We start from the raw sequence: 21,017 nt of genomic DNA, 5'->3' as shown, positions 1-21,017 counted from the left end.
CTGCAAGTTTACAGAGGGCCTGCTTTTACTTATAGTCCAGAAATCAAGGTATCCTACCGTGCAAAAATCTAACCGGAGAACTCCATCCAAGGGGGAGAGAATTCATGAAGGGGCGCAATTAAAGAGATAACGTATCCAGCGGTATTTCAAATGCACGTTTAATAACTAACCCGGCAGCAAGCTTGGTTTCATCCGGTTTGTCCTGAAGGTGGATCAATTGTACGTTATTAACTGTCACAGGCAACTGGTGCATCACTCTAGCTTTAATCTCGTTGAACATTTCGGGACTGATGGTAGGAATGACTCGGCCAGTCATAAGCAGACTGTCTGGATTGATAAATGTAATAATATTAGTAACGGCGATCGCGATGCCATCGACAATTTTTTCGTATAAACCAAGGAACTTAGGATCTCCTGTTCTTATGCCTTCTGCGAACTCCTCTAGTGTGCATTTGATGGAAACACTAAGTCCGCTGCTGGAAGCCAGCGTCGTTAAGCATCCGGATCTGCCGCAATGGCATGGATAGGCATCTTCTCCATAGAAGCCTTTATAATGCCCGAATTCACCTGCAACAAAGCTTGATCCTGCAATAATTTGTTTATCATGGACGATCGCGCCGCCTGTACCATAATCAAACTTGATGGTGATATTGTTATTGGAATCCTTCAAGCAGCCGTTCATATTCTCGTTGACAGAGAGAAGATTGACATCGTTCTCGATATACACGGGTATGTCATATTTGTCTTCAAGCAGCTGCTTGAGCGGCAGGCGATGAACGCCTATGCCAGGTGTGCGCAGAACGATGCCATGCTGAGAATCGACCAGGCCCTGCATACTGATTCCGATCCCTTTTACTTTGGAGGTGTTGGGTACCTGGGTGAGCAGCTCATCGATAACTTCATGCAACAGCTGCATCAGCACATCTATAGAACCATATTTGTTGCTCGTGCGTTCTGCGGATGCGACAGCTTCTTGACGCAGGTTGAACACTTTTCCGCGAATGTATTTGCCGGCGAGCTCAAGCCCGATGGCATAAAAATGGCCGCTGTTGATATGAAGGCCGACTCTTTTCCTTCCGCTGCCTGCCTCCAAGTCGATAAGCTCCCCTGTCACGATTATTTTTTCCTTCAACAGGCGATTCACGATATTGGTTACCGTTTGTCTGCTTAGTCCAGTCTTTTCCGCAAGCTCTACGCGAGAGATCGGCCCCTCTGAATAAATGAGAAAAAGAACCTTCTGCTGATTTATTGATTTTAATAACATATGGCTGGTTTGTTTAACCGAATCACTCACAATATGCATCCTCTTTCCAATAACGTTTTATATAATATAGATTCAAAACATTTGACAAATTAGGAACATACTTTGCTTCAAGTGTAGCATTAATACGAGGCGAATAAAAGTTGCAAGTTCGTTTAATTCAACTAACGTACATTTTTAAATTTCTTAAAAACGATGATAAATGGCGGCTTTATGCAGCATGATACAATCAGTACGAAAGCTTTCAATCCAAAAACACTGAAAAAAACGCAGCGAATTGTATTGACATTGTAATAAAAAAGGATATTATATTTGTAAACTGATTTGATTAAATACAACAATTTGACGCCTAGAGGAGTAAGTGATGGTATGGATTGGATGGATCATTGCAATAGCAGCGATGACGGTGCTGACTTACATATGCTGGCTGCATGCAGTTATGTTACAACCTGGTAAAGCAGATGCACTTATTGTACTTGGCTATGTATCTAAAGACGGCCGAATACACCCGTTGCTTAAAGAAAGACTGGATGAAGCTTGCAAACAATTTCGGCAATATGGGCACGAATATATTATTGTATCGGGGGGAGCGGTTGGTTCACGTCGCTCGGAAGCGGAGCTGATGAAGAAGTACCTGGTTGAGAAGGGCATCCCAGCAAAAAGAGTATTAAAAGAAGACAAGTCAAACAACACCGTTCAAAATTTAATCTTTAGCAAGCAATTGATGGAGCAGTACCAGCTAAAATCTTTTGTTATCATAACCAATTTATTTCATGTCCGCCGCACGAAGTATATTATGCATCGTCTTGGCATAAAAGGCGGATTCTACGCTAATCGAAGCCTTAGAAGCATTGTGGAATTCCAGCTTAAATTAACCTTTTTGGAGATTCGGGCATTTCGATTAACTCTCCCCATTATTAAGAGGGTCATTAATGATCAAAACAATTGACAAAAAGGTTGACAAATGACCAATTCGTAATTAAAATGAAAGCGTTTACAGCATATTATGGAGGTGAGGCTTAGCAGTCTAAAGCCAGTACTTATTTACAAATTATTTACCCTGACTTGATTGCTGATTAACAAAACATAGTTATGCTTAAATAGTTAATCCAATTTATTTATTAATTAACGGGGGAGTGAAATAATGTTGAATGGAAAAATGAAACGATTCATGAGCACGGGTGTGGCAGCGGTATTATCTTTAACCATGCTGGCTGGTTGCGGTGGAAACAGCGGAAAGAACGGGGCTAGTCCAAGTACAACTCCTGCTGGTTCGGATAAGCCGGGTGTATCTGCAGAAGTAGAAGTTTATGAGAATGGATTGCCGAAGAATGAGGAAGTAACGCTAAAGGTAGGCTTTTTTGTAGGAGGATATGGCCGGGAGTGGTTCGATTATGCAGTTGAATCGTTCACAGCCAAGTATCCAAATGTCAAAATAGACATCACGGCTTCAGCTGATATGAAGACGATTCTTTCTACAAAAATCTCTGCGGGCAATGATAATGACATGTTTGATCTATTTAATACAGATCCAGCGGGAGGTATTGTGGGGCTCGCTGAAGCCGGCAAGCTTGAACCAATGGATGACATTTGGGAATACCCTCTTCCAGATGTGCCGGACAAAAAGGTCAAAGATCTTATGATGCCGGGCATGTACGAGTCAACGCAACTGATCAATGGGAAAAGGTATGAATTTACGACGGCGAGCAGCTTTGGCGGGTTGTTTTTTAACAAAAAGCTATTCGAAGAGCATGGCTGGAACCAAAACCCGAACACATGGGATGAATTTAAAGCACTTCTCGCAGACATTAAAGCGGACGGCATTGCTCCCATAACGTTCCCGGGTATTCATCCAAGCTACCATAACTGGGCTTTCGGAACAGCTAAAAATTTTGAGCTGGCTGATATCAATGGCCATGTCGATGAATTTATCGAAAATTATAGAACCTATGCTCTGCCGCAATACACAAATCCGGAGACAGTTGAAACCTGGACGCGCATCTATGAGCTTGGCCAACAAGGATATTTTGCAGAAGGACTTCCGGCATTGAACCATACGCAATCGCAAATGCAGGTTATTCAGGGGCAAGCGGCGATGGTATCGACAGGGACTCATGTCGAGAATGAGATGAAGGAAGCAACACCCGAGGATTTCGATTGGGGCTTCATGGCTGTTCCTTTCAGAGATAACACAAATCAAACGCTTTGGATTCGAAGCGGAACTTCAAACTTCAACTATATCTGGGCAGCTAAGCCGGAGCTTAACAAAAAGTGGGCCAAAGAATTGATCACGTGGATGGTTACGCTTGAAAATCAACAATTTGCTGCTGAAAAAGCAGGCGCTTTGCCAATGCGCAAGGATTTGACGGAAGACCCTGCCAGAACGGCTAACCTTTCCAGTTCCGCCCAATCTGTTCTGAAGTACATTGCGGATAATAATGCTCAAACTTATAAAGCAAGCCGGTCTATCAGTATTTCGGATCCGAATCTTGCTCAAGCGGAAAAATTATTGAATGAGAATATTGTTAAATTTGCTATGGGTATGCAGGATCCGAAACCGATTCTGGAGCAAGCCGAAGAGCTGCTGAAGAAAGCTGTAGAGGCTGAAAAGAAAAAATAAGACGTGATGGAGCGGGGAGGATTCATCTCCGCTCCTCCGTTTTAACTTCTGCGACCCCATAGGCTACACGCTGAAAATGACTAATAGTACGTGTTCAAAAAGTCGGATTTTCACTTCCAGTAAGATAGGAGTTGATCTCTCGTGTCTGATTCAACCGCTGTGAAGACACCAAGGCCCTCTGTGCTGCGCAAACTGGGTCTTGATAAAGCGAATACGCAGAAGTGGATATTTCTGTTCATAGCCATTGTGCCTCCCTTTGGCGGATATTTGCTTTTCACGTTGTTTCCGAACATTTTATCCGTTTATTATGCGCTGCTTAATTGGGACGGGTTTACGGATGCAACGTTCGTCGGGGTGTCCAATTTCGTCAACGCATTTCAAGATAAATACGTGTGGCGCGCGCTTACCCACAACTTGATTTTAATGATAACGGTGCCCTTCTTTGTTATTATCATCTCTTTGATACTTGCCTATTTAATTACAAATAAATCGTATAAAGAAAATAAGTTTTTGAAGATATTGTTTTTCTTTCCGAATGTTTTATCTACGGTCGTAGTCGCGCTCCTCTGGGCTTTTATTTATGACGGATCGTACGGTTTGCTGAATGGGCTACTAAAGTTCATTGGCATTGATACCGGTAATTTCTATTGGTTGGGCAATGAAAATACGGCGCTTGCGTCGATTATCCCGGCATGGGTATGGGGCGGCGTCGGCTTGTACGTCATTATCTTTGCCAATGCGATGCTGGCGATTCCAAAGTCATTGTACGAGGCGGCGATTCTTGAAGGGGCCGGACATATGACGCGTTTGTTTAAAATTACAATGCCGCTTGTTATGCCCATTATTCGGGTCAGCGCTTTGTTCCTGGTCGTTGGCACGATGAAGGGCTTTGAAATCATCCTCATTATGACAAATGGGGGCCCATTCGGGTCGACGGATGTCATCGGCCTCTACATGTTTAACTTGGCTTTTGGCGTAGAGTATCGGAATTACGGCTACGCTTCCGCAGTCGGTATGATCCTGTTCGTCATATTAGTAACGGCAAAGCTGTTAATCGATAAATTTGTGCCGAACAAAGGCTACGAGTATTAGTTTCCATATGAAGTTCGGAGGGATAAAGTTTGAAGGAAAAACGAACGTTTATGGACGTTGTGTGGCGTGTGCTGCTTTATGCTTGGTCGCTGACCATATTATTTCCTTTAGTCTGGGTTATCTATGAATCGTTAAAAAGCAATCCTGAGTTTTTTAAAGATATATGGGCGCTGCCTTCGGAACTAAGATGGCAGAATTATTCGAAGGCTTGGAATCAATACGGTTTTGGGCAATCACTCTTAAATACCCTTTATTATGTTGGCGGAAGTCTGGTGCTTGGGCTTTTCTTTACGACAATTAACGCCTATGCGCTTACTCGAATGCAGTTCAAAGGCAGAAAATTGATTTGGGGCTTGATTATGTTGTCCCTGTTCCTGCCTGGCATCAATGCGCTTGTACCCCAGTATGTCATTATGCGGGAACTGAGTTTGACCAATAGCTTGACCGGATTAATTCTTCTGTCCAGTCTGGGTGAAAGCGTGTTCTATCTTATGCTGCTCGGAGGGTTTATGAGCTCTCTGCCGATGGAGCTTGAAGAGAGCGCAACGATGGATGGCGCTACATTATTCCAAAAGTTTTGGCGTGTTATCGTTCCTTTGTCTACACCGGGAATTGTAACCGTTGGCGTATTCAAGTTCTTAGGGTTCTATAACAATTTCTTAGCGCCGTTTATCTATTTGAGCGATCCCAAGAAATATCCCATTGCGGTGCAAATGTATTCTGCGAATAAGCAAATGGAGTTTACTGCGGATTGGGTAACTTTGTTTGCCGGTGTAACCATTGCGATGGTACCGTCCATTATTATTTATATCCTTTTCCAAAAACTTCTTATGGAAGGCGCGACCATGGGGGCGGTGAAGGGATGAATACTGCAGAACAAGTGAAGGCGAAATATAAGCTGATTGCATTGGATCTGGACGGGACGCTTCTGACGGATGAAAAGCACATTACGGATGAGACCAAAAAGTGGCTTCAATATGCAGTAGATCAGGGTGTTAAAGTCATGTTCTCCACCGGGAGAGGCTTGCAAACTGCCAAGGGCTTTTGGGATGAGCTTGGGCTCGATTCCCCCATGGTGCTGCTCAATGGAGCAGAAGTTTGGGAGGGACCGGGCAGGCTTAAAAAGCGAGTCTTCCTCCCTCGGGACGCGGTCCGCGATATGCACGCCATTGCTGCCAAGCGGGGCGAGTGGTACTGGGGCTACAGCGTGGAAAGCTTGACGGGCGACAAGGATTGGACGCCGGAGATGTTCGAACGGGATTGGATGAAATTCGGCATTGGCAGTAATGATCAGCGGAAGCTTGCGGAAATTAAGGAAGAGCTGCTCAGTTGGGGCACGCTCGAGGTTACCCATTCGGCTCCTACTAATATGGAGATTTCAGTTAAAGGCATTACAAAGGAAAGCGGAGTGCGCGAGGTTTGTCAGACGCTGGGCTTCTCGATGTCCGATGTCATTGCTATGGGGGACAGTGATAATGACGCGAAGCTCCTGAAGGCGGCAGGTCTCGGTGTGGCGATGGCCAACGGTGAAGAGCATATCAAATCCATAGCGGACGTAATCACGGCTACCAACAACGAGAACGGCGTTGCTCAGGCGATTCGGAAATATGTATTCCAAATGGAGTAAACCCATCAAAGGTATTCTAATAGTGCGAGTTCAAAAAGTAGGATTTTCAGCACCGAGAAGGTTGGATGAAGGTAGGGAGTGAGGAGCGGAGCGTACGTTTTGGGTACGTGAGCACCGGAAGGCCCGGCTGAATTCAAGATTCGATGCCGAGTTACTTCTTGGCTCACTTCGTGATCAAAAGGCGACTTTTTGAACAACCTCTAGTAAATATAGTGAGGGAGTAGATATAGATGGCCGTACAATCGAAAGAGATAAACTTAGATCAACTGGGCGGAACGATATACCCGGAGACAACAAATGGCGAACAGTTGAGATGGCATTCTCCGCTGGAAGCGCCCTTTCACATCGCGGGCTTCCCTTGGCTTGCGCAGGATGGGATATACAGACGCCTGCCCTTGGCTTCCGGGGCTGTCTTGTCGCCCGCGGTTGATACGCTTGCTTATTGTACGGCAGGCGGACAAATTCGCTTTCGCACCAATTCTTCAAGGCTGGTCATAAGGGTACGTCTTGCCGGACCGGCCAATATGTATCATATGCCGCCTACAGGGCAGTGCGGGGTTGACTGCTATCTTGGAGAGCCGGGAGAGCAGAGCTTTATCACCACGGCTAGATTCAAACCAACGGAAAGTGAATATGAATCCCAGCTTTATCAGTGGGATTCAAAAAAAGATGTGGCCGTCACCTTAAATTTACCGCTCTATCAAGGGGTAGAAGAGGTGTGGATCGGTGTAGATAAGGATGCTGTCATAAGCGATGCACCTGCCTATGCTAGCAGTAGACCCGTTATTATATATGGAACTTCGATTACGCAAGGGGGATGCGCCTCCCGACCGGGTATGGCTTATTCTAATATTCTCAGCCGTATGATTCCGGTGGAGTTCGTCAATCTTGGCTTCTCGGGGAATGGAAAGGGCGAGCCGGAACTCGCGCATATCATGTCGGAAATCGATGATCCGGCTCTATTCATTCTTGATTATGAAGGGAATACGGGGGAGGCCGGAAACATCGCACGAACGCTGCCTGCCTTCATCCAAATTCTGAGAGACCGGCATCCAGAGGTTCCTATATTGGTAGTCTCCAGGATTAGTACTGCCGAAGACCAATTCTATATAGAGAGGAGGGATCTTAATGACCGCCGCAGGCTGATCCAGATCGAGAATGTGGAGCAGAGGCGGACAGAAGGAGACGCTAATATCCATTTCGTTGACGGTTTTAAGCTGCTGGGCGATGATTTCGTCAATGATTGTACGGTTGACGGAACACATCCAACGGACCTCGGATTTTTGCGCATGGCACAGTCGCTTGCACCTATCATTAAGCGATTGTTGAGACTGTGATGAACAAGACAGATGATATGAACAGCCTTCAGACTGCATTTTTTGGTTTAGGGGCTGTTTGTTTATCAGTCAGACACCTGTCTTACCATTTAAGCCGAAAAAGGAGAGGATTTTAATTGAAGTCCCAAAGAAGAAGTCTGCCTTTTATTGTGGTGGCTTGTATGATTGCGGGGGTTGTTAGTCTTTATTACGGCATTAATGTATTCGCGGCGTCTTCAGAGACAGAGAATGTTGTCTCTAAAAAAGATAGAGCTAAGTACTTAGGAAATTCACTGTTCAAAGGTCACATGCATTCCCATACTTCTCTCAGTGACGGGATATTGCTGCCTAATGATGCTTATAATTTTGTGAAAAGTAATACAGATTTTGATTTTTTTGCAGTGACGGAACACGACGTGACTTATGATATCAGTACGGGCAGTGACTTTATTACGAATGTTCAAGACTCTTATTCAGAAGAATACAAGCTGCTGCATGAGCAATCCGATGCTCACAATCGTGATCACGAATTTATTACGCTGCCGGGCACGGAAGTGACTTGGTATGATGAAGCGGGCCATATCAATTTATTTAATGCTCCATGGTTTGCAAGAACACATGGAGTAGGTGCGGATGGCACTTGGGGCTGGAGCGACATCAAATATGATCTGCCAACCTTTTACGCAAGACTTGCCCAAGATCCGAATGCGATTGCGCAATTTAATCATCCACGTTCGTCAGGAAATTGGAGTTTCAATGAATTTAAACACTATAACCGGGAAGTTGACAGAAACCTTAATCTGATCGAATACAAATCCTCCAATGATTTTGCAATCTATACCAAAGCATTAGATCGAGGCTGGCATGTTTCTCCCGTGTTTGGCGGGGACGAGCACAAAGGGAATTGGGGAATGGTTCAGCCCCATGTGACCGGTATGTGGGGAAAAAAGCTTACTAGAGAAGGCCTTTACGAGGCGATGCGAAACCACCGCACCTATGTATCATTTGATCGCAACTTAGAAATGGCGGTTTCAGCCAAAGGTCAGATGATGGGGTCGATTCTTCCGGCCAAAACAAAGAAAATTAATCTCAAGATACAGATAAGTGACCCTGATGCTAACGATGTGTTGGATAAAGTCGTTGTTTACAAAAACAGCGGTGAAATCATCAAGGAGTACGGCAATATTGCCGGCAATCAATTTAATCAGGAAGTATCCTTAGCGAGTAAAGATGGGGACTACTTCCTCGTAAGAGCTTTCCAAGTGGACGGTGAAGAGGCTATAAGTGCTCCAATATGGATTGGTGATGAGACGAGGGGCACGGTGCATGCGCCTGAAATTAAGGTTCATGGACAATATCCGGATACTATTAAGCTTGGGGATCAAGTAGAAGTGCTGGGCGCTTCGGCGACAGATCACAGCGGTCAATCTTTATCGGTGGAAGCCATCGTTCTAAATGATAAGGGAGAAGTGGCGGCTCTAAATCAGCATTTCAAGGTCGACATGTATGGAGAGTATTTCATTAAGTATGTAGCAACCGACGCCCAAGGAAATACGCGTGTTGAACTTATTCGAATCCTTGTTGATCAACAAAATCTGGATGCCGATAAAGTTCTAAATGAATTTCAGCCCATTGTTAATGTAGGTGGGAATGAACGTGAAGTAGGAATAAATTTGGTGACGGATAAGGCGTTAGAAACGTCATATGTTCAGTATAAACCGGAGTCAGAGGCGACGTGGGACAATGCGGAAGTGGTACAAGCGGGAGTCTCTTATTTTCAAGTCGCGTATGGCGATACATTTGCCAAAAGTAACTATCGCGTGCTTGCAGCTCATGAAGCGAATATAACAGGTCTCGACTTAGGGACTACGTATGACTATCGGTATGGAATGTCACCGACTGGACCTTGGAGCGACAGTTACAGCTATAGGACCGCGCCAGCTTCAGAGGAAGCCGTTATGTATGTGATGGGGGATCTTGGCGTTCCGGATCGAAATCCGGAAAGCTTCCAGCTCTTTAAAAATATGCTGGACGTTCTGCAGGAGAAGAATTCAAACGGACAGACGGTGATTCAAGTCGGAGACTTGGTCGAGAACGGCGGCAATATGTATGCATGGGATGATGTGTTTAGCAACATTTACAACAATGATATGGGTCTAGTTTCTGCTCACATTGTCGGGGACCGTGAACGTGCGACGGAACGGAAAATCGGACCGTACTCCGGGTTTTTCAACCTGCCGAAGAACGGTGAAGGCAGTTACCGGGAAACGAATTATTCGTTTGATTATGGCGATATGCACATTGCTGTTCTGAATTCCGTGGTGGATTTCGACAAGCAGCTGTCATGGCTGGAAAAAGATTTGCGGGCAACCGACAAGAAGTGGAAAATCGTTATGGGGCACTATCCTTATTATGGCGGTCAATCAGGTGATGAGACCGGTATGGACATGATGAGAGTGAAATTGTCTCAAGCCTTTGAACGGCTTGGTGTCAGTCTGTACATTGGCGGTCATGATCATTTGTATAAACGGACAACCATACGAAACGGTGTAAAAGATATATCGGAAGAAGCGATGAATCTAGGTACAACTTTTGTGACAGTTGGTTCATCAGGTCCAACGTTCTATGATAACAAATCGTTTGACTGGGATCATATCGTATATGATGAAAATAAGCAGACGGGTGTTATTTTAGAATCAAACGATCAATCTCTTACGTTGAAAGCCTACAACAGCGACGGTGATGAAATTGATTCATTTACGATTAAACAACCTGCAAATTATATGAACTTAACAAGCGCAATAATAGAAAATAACGTCTTGAAGGGCGTCGGGGTCCTGAATTACCCGAGCTCCCTTGAACGTGTCACCGTTATCGGGGAAAAGCGGGATCATACAGGTGAACAACTGCTGGAAACGGTTATTCAAGAAGCAACGCTAGAACATCTCGGACGTGAACAAATCATCTTATTTGATAACCCGCTTGCATTTGGCGATGAACATACGATCGTCGTAAGAGTGGTTAATAATCCAATCGATCAAGAGCCGTTAACGGAACCGTTCATAGCTAAAGAAGGCATGCTGGGCGATGGTTCGGAAGGCAACCCCTATCAAATCAAAAGTGCCAGTGGACTCAATAAAATGCATGAGTTCCCGGACAAACATTTTATTTTAGCTCAAGACATTGACGGTAATGGCATGTTTTTTGAAGCCATTGGCGCGAATGGCACTCCATTTACGGGTACGTTTGATGGGCAAGGGCATACGATTACAGGTGTTATGGTCTCCTCGGGCGGCGCCGGTCTCTTTGCTATTAATGAAGGGACGATTCGTAATGTAGGAATCACCCATGCCGATATTGATGTTCGCCGAAGTAATATTGGGATCCTGGTTGATCAGAATGATGGGATCGTGGAAAATGCCTACAGTACCGGATCTATTCGAGGTAATTCTACAGTTGGCGGTCTTGTGGGCTACTCGAACGGTACCGTTAGAAACAGTTATTCAACAGCTCGAGTCCATGCGCGAGGCAAGCAAGCCGGCGGCTTGATCGGGATTACGAATCGGGGGAGTACAACAGAACAGGTCTATGCAACCGGAGCCGTAATAGCAGAAGAATCAAATGCTGGCGGCATCAGCGGATACGGATATAACCATACGGTCATTCGAAATAGTATGGCATTAAATCCATCTATTGTTACAGGTACTGCATCGAATCGAATTGTCGGCAGAGTACTAGCTGGGGAGACGGCAACTTTAGTCAATAATTACGCTGATGAAAATATGTTTGTTAGCAGTGAGAACGTTACGGTGAATGATCCGAACAATGAGAAAGGACAGGGGGTCGGTGCAGAAACATTCACGGAGCCATCTTTTTTCATTGAGACTCTCGGTTGGGATTTTGATACGATCTGGATCTGGAATGAAGATGCCAAACGTCCATTACTGCAAAGTAATTTGGAACAAATTGACGAAGATCATATTCCGAAGCCGAAGCTTGATCGGAATGAAGAGGGGTACTACATCATCCGCTCGATTCAAGAATTAAAAACGATATCCGAATTCCCAAATGAGAATTATATATTGGAGGATGATCTTGATTTTGAAGGGCGGCTATTTGAACCTTTATTTAAAGCGACGCCATTCCTTGGCACGTTTGATGGGAACAATAAATCCTTAACCAATTTTAAATCAGAAAATGGCGGCTTATTTCATCTCAATGGCGGAACCATTAAAAACATAGCTATGGTAGATGCAAGCGTCACTGGCGGAAGTAATATCGGCATACTCGTTAATACGAACAACGGAGCGGTAGAGAATAGTTATGTCACGGGCTCAATCGAAGGCTCCAGTACCGTGGGCGGTCTAGCGGGCTATTCCAATGGCATCGTGAGAAACAGCTATTCTACGGCAGATGTAACGGCCCAACTGAACCAAGCTGGAGGTCTAATCGGAATTACGAACTCAGGCAGCTTAACGGAAAACGTGTATGCATCCGGGGCTGTCCAGGCGCTTAGAAGCAACGCAGGCGGAGTGACTGGCTACGGTTATAATGATACGGTTGTTAGAAACGTGATTGCTCTTAACCCTTCCGTCGTGACGCCGACGATGGCGAACCGCGTGGTGGGACGAGTCCTTGCCGGGCATACCGCAACGCTTCAGAATAATTATGCGTTCGATGGCATGATTGTGGATAAAGAAGGCGAGAGTATTGCCGCTGCTGACAACAGAAAGGGTTTGGGGCTTTCTCAGCAGCAGGTTGAAGACCCTAACACGTATACCGATCGACTGAACTGGGATTTTGAGTCGGTTTGGATGTGGAATGATGCTTTAAAGCGTCCGGTATTGAGCAGTAACCCTGAAGAGGCAAGCGAGCCTGTCGTGCCTTTGGAAAGAAATGAAGCTGGTTATTACCGAATCAAGTCCATTGCTGATCTGAATGTTATGGAAGCCTTCCCGGCAGAAAAGTATATTTTGGACCATGATTTGGATTACGCAGGACAACCGGCTGAGTCACTTTTTAAAGATGTTTCGTTCACCGGTGTTTTGGATGGCGACGGGAAGAAAATAGTCAACTTTAATTCCTCGAGCGGCGGCTTAGTCCATCTTAATGGCGGAGTGATTAAAAATATAGCCATGATCGATGCCGGCGTCACTGGCGGGAGCAGAATTGGCATACTCGTCAACACGAACAATGGCGAGATAGAGAATAGTCTTTCAACAGGCTCCATTACAGGCTCCAGCACAGTAGGCGGCCTAGTGGGCTATTCTAATGGCATTGTAACAAATAGCTATTCTACCGCAGATGTAACCGCTCAGGTAAGTCAGGCCGGCGGCCTAATCGGAATTACGAACTCGGGCAGCCTAACAGAAAACGTGTATGCGTCTGGAACCGTTCGAGCGATGACGAGCAATGCGGGCGGAGTGACTGGATACGGATACAATGATACGGTCGTCAGAAATGTCATAGCCCTCGGCCCTTCGGTTACGGCGCCAACGATGGCGAACCGGGTGATGGGACGAGTTCTTGCGGGGCACACCGCCACGCTCGAAAATAATTATGCGTTTGACGGCATGATGGTGAATAAAGAAGGTGTCACTGAGGGAGCATTAACAACCCTTAAAGGATTAGGGCTGTCTGAAACTGAAATAGAGACTCCATCCACCTATACGGACAGATTAGGGTGGGACTTTAACGCTGTTTGGAGATGGGACGGTATTGTTAAACGGCCTGTTTTACAATCGGTATCAGAAGGCAACGAAGTGGAATTGGTTACTCTGACTGAGCTTGAATTCGAAGGGCCTGCTGTACTGGTCGTTGGAGAGAGTGCTCATACGGTGACTACCGCAGTATATAGTAATGGAAGTCGTGAAAAGGTAGACACAAACATTATCTACACAAGCAGTGATCCAAGTATAGCGGAGATTAGCGCTAGCGGTGTAGTAACAGCCAAGTCGGAAGGAACCGTGCTCATTACGGCAGAGTATGATGGCTTGATTGCATCCTATGAGCTAAAAATCTCGGCTCAGAAGCAAATCGATATGGAGGGGGGCGTGGATGCGGAAGTCACGCTTCCACTCACTTCTTCAGCCTTAGTAGGAACGGGAGAGCGGGGGATCGCGAACCGGATGCCGCACCCTCCTGCCTTCATGGCGGGAGCAAGCCATGAGATCGTTTGAACGGCACCATAAGTATTAGGCAGTTGAATGAAATGAGTCCGGTAATGATACGGGCTCATTTTCTTTTATCTCCGCAAGTAAACTTATTACTTTTTGAACAAGCCTCCGTTCCGATAACTGAGATCGTTTCAGGAATATCCTCCCTCATGATAACCCTCCCAATCTATTATTGAGATTTGTAAAGAGAGGCACTTCTTCACATTGTAGAGATTTTGTAGAGATTAGGTTTTTAAACTATGAAAAAGAAAGTGTGGAAATTCGGAATAAGGGAGGAGGTATAAAAGGAGGGAACTCCGCAAGATTTCGATGATGCAAAGGGCTGCTGGGATTAAGCAAACGGAAGATGTCTACTCGACTTGAGCGTAATCGGGTCGATGATCTTACTGTCGCTAAATTTCAGCAGTTTCGGGAATGGAGGAGAAATGTTTCTTGAAACGAAAACGCAGTATAGGTAAAGCAATACTCTCTTTATGCTTGGCAATCATGCTTGTCTTGCAGACGGTGGCATTCTCTGTCACTGGATATGCGGATAGCGCGCCAAGCGATTCCGGGCCGGCGGCTGTTATCGAAGCGGATTTGCCGAGCGCGGACGAACCGACGTCAGTAACTGAGGCAGTGTACGATGTGCCGGCTTCCGCCCCGATGGCCTTAGCGGCTGGGCCAACGGATAAGACGAGTTTATTTATGGGTAAAAATGACCCTTTTCCGCTGACGGTTTCCCAAGGGGCTCCTTCGAGTGAGATAAAGTCTACTACAGCCCCTGGCTACGACCCGAACGTTGACAAGATCAACGGCAGGCAGACTTTTACAATCACGTCGGAAAGTCTCCGTGTGCCGATGCGGAGCGATGAAGGCATTGATGTGAATGAACCGAACACATACATCCAAAAAGGCGACTTCATTGAGTTAACGCAAGCGGATTGGTTCGAGGGCGTAACCTTGACGAACGCCACAACAGTTCTGAACGTCACCCTGTTCGGGCAAAACTACAAGCTGGGCACCGCCTATTTCACCGAGACCAGCATCAAGGTCGTTTTTGACGGCGATGATAGCTTATTCCTCCAAGGGAAAAATGTTTACTTCCGCTTTGACACCACGGCTAAGGCCGATGTGGCGGGAATGGGCTACGGCACGACGAAGCCCCTCGCCTTATTCGGGAGCGGCTACATGCTGGAAAACCCGGAAGTTACAGCGAAGTATAACATCAGCTTACGCTCCAACAGTAACACGGACAGCTTTGTGAGCTATACGCAGCAGCGAGGCAGGGTTGAGATATCCAGCACCGATTTCCAAGCCGGCAAAGTTAAATGGGAAGCGATCATCACAGCTACCGATATGGACGACGTGAACATCAAGCTGCCGCTGGACGGAACGATATTTTCCAATGATTTGACTAATGTAGGCAATTATGTGACAGGTTCTTTCGAGGTAAAGGATGCCGCCAACAACGTCGTGACAGGAGCAACGCCGAACTATAACGGGAGCGAGCTGACCTACACCTTCCCTGACAATATCGGCGATACGGCAACCATCAACTTCGAAACCTGGATCCCGAAGGAAAAATATTACAAACAATATCGGTATAATGATAGTAGCTGGGACTTCAGCTCAACACAACAAGTAAGCAATGGTGCAACAACTGGTACGGCAACAAGCGCAGTAAAATTGCTGAAAGCGGACAATACGGAGCTGGCAACAAGTAATCTGTGGACTGTTGCGCTCAAGCCCGTCTGGATTCAGAAGGACGGCGTGCAGAACTACAAGGATAACACCATCACATGGACCATTACGGTCAACCATAATGGCAAATACAACAGGAAGCCTCTGCAAGACTTGTCAATAACGGATATCATCCCTGTAGGGCTCTCCTTCAAGTCGGCAACGTTTCAGAAGTCTGAAGCAAATGTATGGTCGGATATCAATACGATTACGACAAGGCCCGCAGACGATGTCTATTCCTTCGGACAAGTGGAAGGCCCGGTGAGGCTGGTCATTGTCACCGACATTACCGGCACTCAAACTAGCTTTACTAACAAGGCTACCGCCAAGTGGAATCTGGATCAGACAGACGGGAACGGGCAAAACAACGATATCGGGGTAACAGACCAGGCAACGGTCAACAAAGCGACCAATAGCCTGAGCAAGACGGCCAACGGCGGTGATTTGACATCAGGTACTTTAGGATGGAAGGTGACCGTTAAGCCGCTGGACGCGATGCCGGACGGGAACATTTATGACCTGCTCGTGTATGGAGATGGAAGCGACATAGACTGGAATAACGTTCAGGTCAGTCCGCCCATCGATTCGGAACTCTTGACAGCAATACGAACCAAAAGTACGGCAAATCCAAGGTACTGGCAGCGGTATAAGCCGGGTTCCTTTAGCTCTGCCGATGGGTTAACTGAAAAAGTCTATACCATTACCCAAGATGGCAAGGCAGTCGCCGATATTCTGGCCGTCACCAGCCTTACAACCGGAGAAAAGGTACATACGTATACCTTTAATACTTTCTTGACGAACTGGAAGCACTTTGCACACAATTTAGGGAGTAATTTCTATAATCAGGTATCTCTGTTCGACGCTGGAACTTATGTAATGGGTGCAGGCTCGAACGCTAACGCTTTCAACAGCGGAATGCTATCCAAGGGGATGCTCTTTGCGTCAAAACCGGCGAATCCGACAACCGGCGTGGAAGATAATGTTGCGCCAAATCAGGTCAACAGTTTTATCTACTCTGGAAATGAGAAGGACTATTGGACAAGAGCGGCCTATGACCGGTCGACCAATTCCGTAACCTTCCGTCTGTCGGTCAATGCCAACGGAATCAAAACCGAGGAAATGGCGCAGCATGGCGGCACGCATGTCGCACAAAATATTCAGGTGGTCGACATACTCCCCGAAGGCTGGGAGTTTAAACCTTATTCCGAGGGGAAAGCATTTGAGATTTATAAAGGGGCAAGAGCCGATTATGGGTTAAGGGTCGACGCTACTGCACCTGCTGTACCTATTGCCGATCCCGAAAATCTGGTAAGCTTTTCTGCCGCAGGCAACGTGGGGACATTTAGCTTTACGAAGTTGGAACAGCCTTACGTGATTTTGGTGAAGGCGGGTCCAACGGCGGCAACCCTCAAGCATTATGCCGATGCCGGTCAGACAGAACAGACGGTATATAACAAGGCGGAGCTGCGCATCAAATGGGGAGACGAGGATACGGTAGTCGACGTCGAGCGGGATAACAAGACGCCCATTCAACGTAAAGTCATCGTTCCTCCGTCAAAGTCCATAAACAAAACTGTGAAAAAAGCAGCGCCTGGCGTGCTGGAGTGGACCGTGGAATATGCCACGCCATTTACCGTGAAGGATACCGCCTACTTGCAGGATACGTTAGGCAAAGGACTTAAACTGCGCAATGATGAATTTGACCGACTCTCACTCCGGGCTCCCGATATGGCGGTCTATCCTGCCAAGCTAACGGCTAGCGGAGCTTTGGCGAAGGATGGTGAGGCTCTTGATCTGTACGCTCCAGACAGCGAGGTCAAGGTGGAGGCGAACAAGGAGACAGACGGGACAACGACTCTGACCTTCAAGATGGCGAACCCGAACAAGCTGTATCTGTTCGTCTACCAAACTGAAATCGACGGCACTGTACTGGGTGTCGGCGACAAAGCCGGCAACAATGTGCAGATGATGGGCGACGATGCCGCCAAGGATGTCGGCAGCCATGCAGAATACATGGTAGAAAGTGCGGATATTAGCGGAGGCGCCGGATGGCAGCCTATTCTGATGCTGAAAAAGGTCGATCCGGACGGCAAGCCGCTGCAAGGCGTAGAGTTTACGCTGTACAACAAGGACGGTTCGGTAGCTCGCGACAAGAATGGCGATCCGATCAAGGGATTTACCGACAGCAAAGGCGAGCTGATTTTTAATGTTGAGGTAGGGCTGTACGATCTGAAAGAAACCTGGATCGACGAGACGACCTATCTGCCTACCGAGCGAGTTTATAACGTGCGTGTGTCCAGTACACCATTTAACCCTATCTGGGTGGACGGCAATCTGGTAGATAGTAAAAATCCGCTGGTCGTACCTACGCCTGCCCAAGGTAAACTGACCATCAGCAATAAAGTGGAAGGCAACGGAAGCGATGCTTCTAAAGCTTTTGAATACACGGTGACCTTCACCGGCGAGGGCGAGGACGGAGAGTACACATATAAGAAGCCGGATAATACGTTTGGCACGCTCAAGAGCGGAGACAAGATTATCCTCAAGCATGGGGAATCTGTTGTCCTTCCGGCCCTGCCCGCGGATCTGGCCTATACCGTAACCGAGGCGGATTATACGACCGTTGACGGTTACATGACCATGCCGGAGACAAGAGAGCTTTCCGGTACAATCGTGAATAAAGGCGACCATAAGGCGGATTTCGTCAACAAGCGCTACGTTAACAATCTGACCGTAAGCAATACCGTCACGGGGGACGGCGCAGAACCGGACAAGCCGTTTAAATACACGGTGATCTTCGACGGTGCAGGTAAAGGTCAAGCTTACAATTACGAGCATTCAGACGGCACGACCGGCACGATCAAATCCGGCGATACCTTCGAGCTCAAACATGGTGAGATCATTATAATTAAGGATCTACCAGAAAATTTGAAGTATATGATCACCCAGGACGGTTACGCGAACGACGGCTACGCAACCACCCCTGCAGGATTGTCTGATGAGGGAATCATGGCAGGGGCCGATCGCAATGCAGACTTCATCAATGATCGGATCGTAAACAAGCTGACCGTCAGCAATACGGTCATGGGCAATGGCGGCGCCAAGACGAAGCCGTTCGAGTACACTGTCATCTTTGAAGAAGCAGGCAAGGATGGAAGCTACGCGTATACGAAGTCGGACGGCGCGACGAGTACACCGGGCACGATCAAGTCTGGCGAATCCTTCACCCTTAAGGATGGAGAGAAGCTGGAAGTTGTGGGTCTGCCTAAGGATCTGAAATACACAGTGACGCAGAAAGACTACACAACGGACGAATACGTGACCCTGCCTATCGAACGGCATTATACCGGGATTATGGAGGGCAAGAATGAAGCTGCTCCATTCACGAACGTGCGAGTTATCGAAGGCGGCCTGATCATCAGCAACAAAGTTGAAGGCAAAGACAACGACAAGACGAAGCCGTTCAAGTACACGCTCACCTTCACAGGCGAGGGAGCGGACAAATCCTACGCTTATGAGAAGTCGGACGGCAGCACAGGAACGATCACGAGCGGAGATACCTTCGAGCTTACCGACGGTCAGACGCTCGTTATCGAAGATCTTCCGACGTATCTCAAGTATACGGTGACCCAGGATGATTATTCGAAGGACGGCTATGTGACGGATCCTGAAAGTCTGGAACACACAGGCACCATTCCGGAGAAAACAAAGGCTGAAGCGCATTTTGTCAATATTCGCCCTTATCTGGAAGGCATACTGCGTGACAACAACACAGGAGAAGTCATTCCGAATGCATCCATCACGGTGACCAATCTGAAGTCAGGTGAGAAGCAGACGATTCAGACGAATGAGAAGGGTGAATATTCCGTCCCTGCCGAGGCGGATACCGACTATACGATCACGTATACGAAGGTGTACACGGTAGGCGGAAAAGAAGTGCCTATCGAATTCACGCAAAAAGCAAATGTGGACAGCAGTGTGACAGGCGAGACCGTGCCGGCGGATATTACGGCCGTAGGGATCGTTCTGTTCAAGCAGATGGACGGAACAACAGAGCTGTTCAACCCTTCGCTTACCAGTCAGATGCGCATCTACTTGAAGGACAAGGACGGCAAATATATTCAGGAGAACGGTCGTCCTAAGGCGTTCCCGCTGGCTTCGAAAGGCACCTTCTCCATAGAAGACGAACAGCTGAGTGCGCAGCAGTACACCATGGAAGTTCGCTATCAAGCTGAAACCGGCGAGGAACTGCTCTTCAAAGTAACGCAGCTGGACGTGAAGGCTAACGGAGAGCTGAATATTTCCGAGGCATTGGTCGACCCTTACGGTACGGTTTATGATGAAACGACAGGTGATGCCGTCACTGGCAAGAAAATTGAAGGAGCCACAGTGACACTGTATTATGCGGATACACAGCGGAACAGAGATAAAGGCCGTACTCCGGATACGAAGGTAACGCTTCCTCCGGTTCCGAATTTTGCGCCGCATGACAACAAGAGCCCGGAGCAGGATAGCGACGCAAATGGCTTCTATGCATATATGGTGTTTCCTGAAGCGGATTATTATCTGATCGTAACGAAGGACGGATACGAGACGCACAGAAGTGATACGATTTCTGTCGACTTCGACATTGTGAAATACGATGTGCCGATGAAGCCGATCAACACCGGCGGCGGACCAGGCCCTGTCAACCCAGCTCCAGAGCCGGAGAATCCAGGCCCAGTTACTCCAACGCCAGAGCCGGAGAATCCAGGTCCTGTTAACCCAGCCCCAGAGCCGGAGAATCCAGGTCCTGTTAACCCAGCCCCAGAGCCGGAGAATCCAGGTCCTGTCAACCCAGTCCCAGAGCCGGAGAATCCAGGTCCTGTCAGCCCAGCCCCGGAGCCGGAGAATCCGGGTCCTGTTAACCCTGTTCCAGAGCCGGAGAATCCAGGCCCTGTCAGCCCTGTTCCTGACCAGCCTGGCAATTCCGAGCCTGGCAACGTCAACAATGGGAATAACAACGACAACGTGCCTGATGTCAGCGACTTGGCCGATAAGGGTGCGGGCAATGGAATTAACGAGCTGGACGATGCTCCGAAAACCGGAGACAACAGCGTGTCGCCAATCTTCTATCTGGCTTTGGCGCTGATGTCCTTGATGACGATCGGGCTCTGTCTACTCGGTAACAAAAAGAAAACGCACATCCAGTGACCGGAAAGGC

At 47.3% G+C, this 21,017-nt stretch carries 9 protein-coding genes; 8 read left to right on the top strand and 1 reads right to left on the bottom strand.

Translation table 11 applies throughout. The features are described from left to right. Nucleotides 1–118: 118 nt before the first annotated feature. Nucleotides 119–1,303: an ROK family transcriptional regulator gene (locus GYMC10_RS31130; protein WP_261979492.1), complete on the bottom strand. Its 1,185-nt coding sequence runs from the start codon at nucleotides 1,301–1,303 to the stop codon at nucleotides 119–121. A 322-nt stretch (nucleotides 1,304–1,625) separates the two neighbouring features. Here GYMC10_RS31130 and GYMC10_RS31125 point away from each other — a divergent pair, with 322 nt between their 5' ends. The 8 genes from GYMC10_RS31125 to GYMC10_RS31090 all read left to right on the top strand — a co-directional run bounded on the left by GYMC10_RS31125 (nucleotide 1,626) and on the right by GYMC10_RS31090 (nucleotide 21,007). After that, complete coding sequence (locus tag GYMC10_RS31125) at nucleotides 1,626–2,210, top strand: YdcF family protein (RefSeq protein WP_015738074.1); 585 nt, start codon at nucleotides 1,626–1,628, stop codon at nucleotides 2,208–2,210. A gap of 195 nt (nucleotides 2,211–2,405) precedes the next feature. Next, entirely contained in the window at nucleotides 2,406–3,881 is a 1,476-nt protein-coding gene (locus tag GYMC10_RS31120; protein ID WP_015738073.1) for an ABC transporter substrate-binding protein, read from the top strand. A gap of 141 nt (nucleotides 3,882–4,022) precedes the next feature. Then, nucleotides 4,023–4,973 (top strand): carbohydrate ABC transporter permease, encoded by a 951-nt coding sequence (locus GYMC10_RS31115; protein ID WP_015738072.1) that lies wholly within the window; start codon nucleotides 4,023–4,025, stop codon nucleotides 4,971–4,973. Between the two features lie 29 nt (nucleotides 4,974–5,002). Further along, nucleotides 5,003–5,839 carry a carbohydrate ABC transporter permease gene (locus GYMC10_RS31110; RefSeq protein WP_015738071.1) on the top strand — a complete coding sequence of 279 codons (837 nt, stop codon included), beginning with the start codon at nucleotides 5,003–5,005 and terminating at the stop codon, nucleotides 5,837–5,839. After that, the gene (locus GYMC10_RS31105) at nucleotides 5,836–6,600 is read left to right on the top strand and encodes a Cof-type HAD-IIB family hydrolase (protein ID WP_015738070.1); all 765 of its coding nucleotides are present in this window, start codon (nucleotides 5,836–5,838) and stop codon (nucleotides 6,598–6,600) included. The genes GYMC10_RS31110 and GYMC10_RS31105 overlap by 4 nt, the downstream gene beginning before the upstream one ends. 230 nt (nucleotides 6,601–6,830) lie before the next feature. After that, a complete protein-coding gene (locus tag GYMC10_RS31100; RefSeq protein ID WP_015738069.1) occupies nucleotides 6,831–7,937 on the top strand; it encodes an SGNH/GDSL hydrolase family protein in 1,107 nt (368 codons plus the stop codon). 116 nt (nucleotides 7,938–8,053) lie between these two features. Then, the gene (locus GYMC10_RS31095; protein ID WP_015738068.1) at nucleotides 8,054–14,095 is read left to right on the top strand and encodes a CehA/McbA family metallohydrolase; all 6,042 of its coding nucleotides are present in this window, start codon (nucleotides 8,054–8,056) and stop codon (nucleotides 14,093–14,095) included. Between the two features lie 429 nt (nucleotides 14,096–14,524). Continuing rightward, complete coding sequence (locus GYMC10_RS31090; RefSeq protein ID WP_015738067.1) at nucleotides 14,525–21,007, top strand: carboxypeptidase regulatory-like domain-containing protein; 6,483 nt, start codon at nucleotides 14,525–14,527, stop codon at nucleotides 21,005–21,007. The last annotated feature ends 10 nt before the right edge of the window (nucleotides 21,008–21,017 follow it).

Origin of the sequence: Paenibacillus sp. Y412MC10 (assembly GCF_000024685.1) — a bacterium.
Lineage (GTDB): Bacteria > Bacillota > Bacilli > Paenibacillales > Paenibacillaceae > Paenibacillus_AQ > Paenibacillus_AQ lautus_A.
Note: the sequence above shows the minus strand (reverse complement) of the source record. Positions and strands in the feature narration are given on the sequence as shown.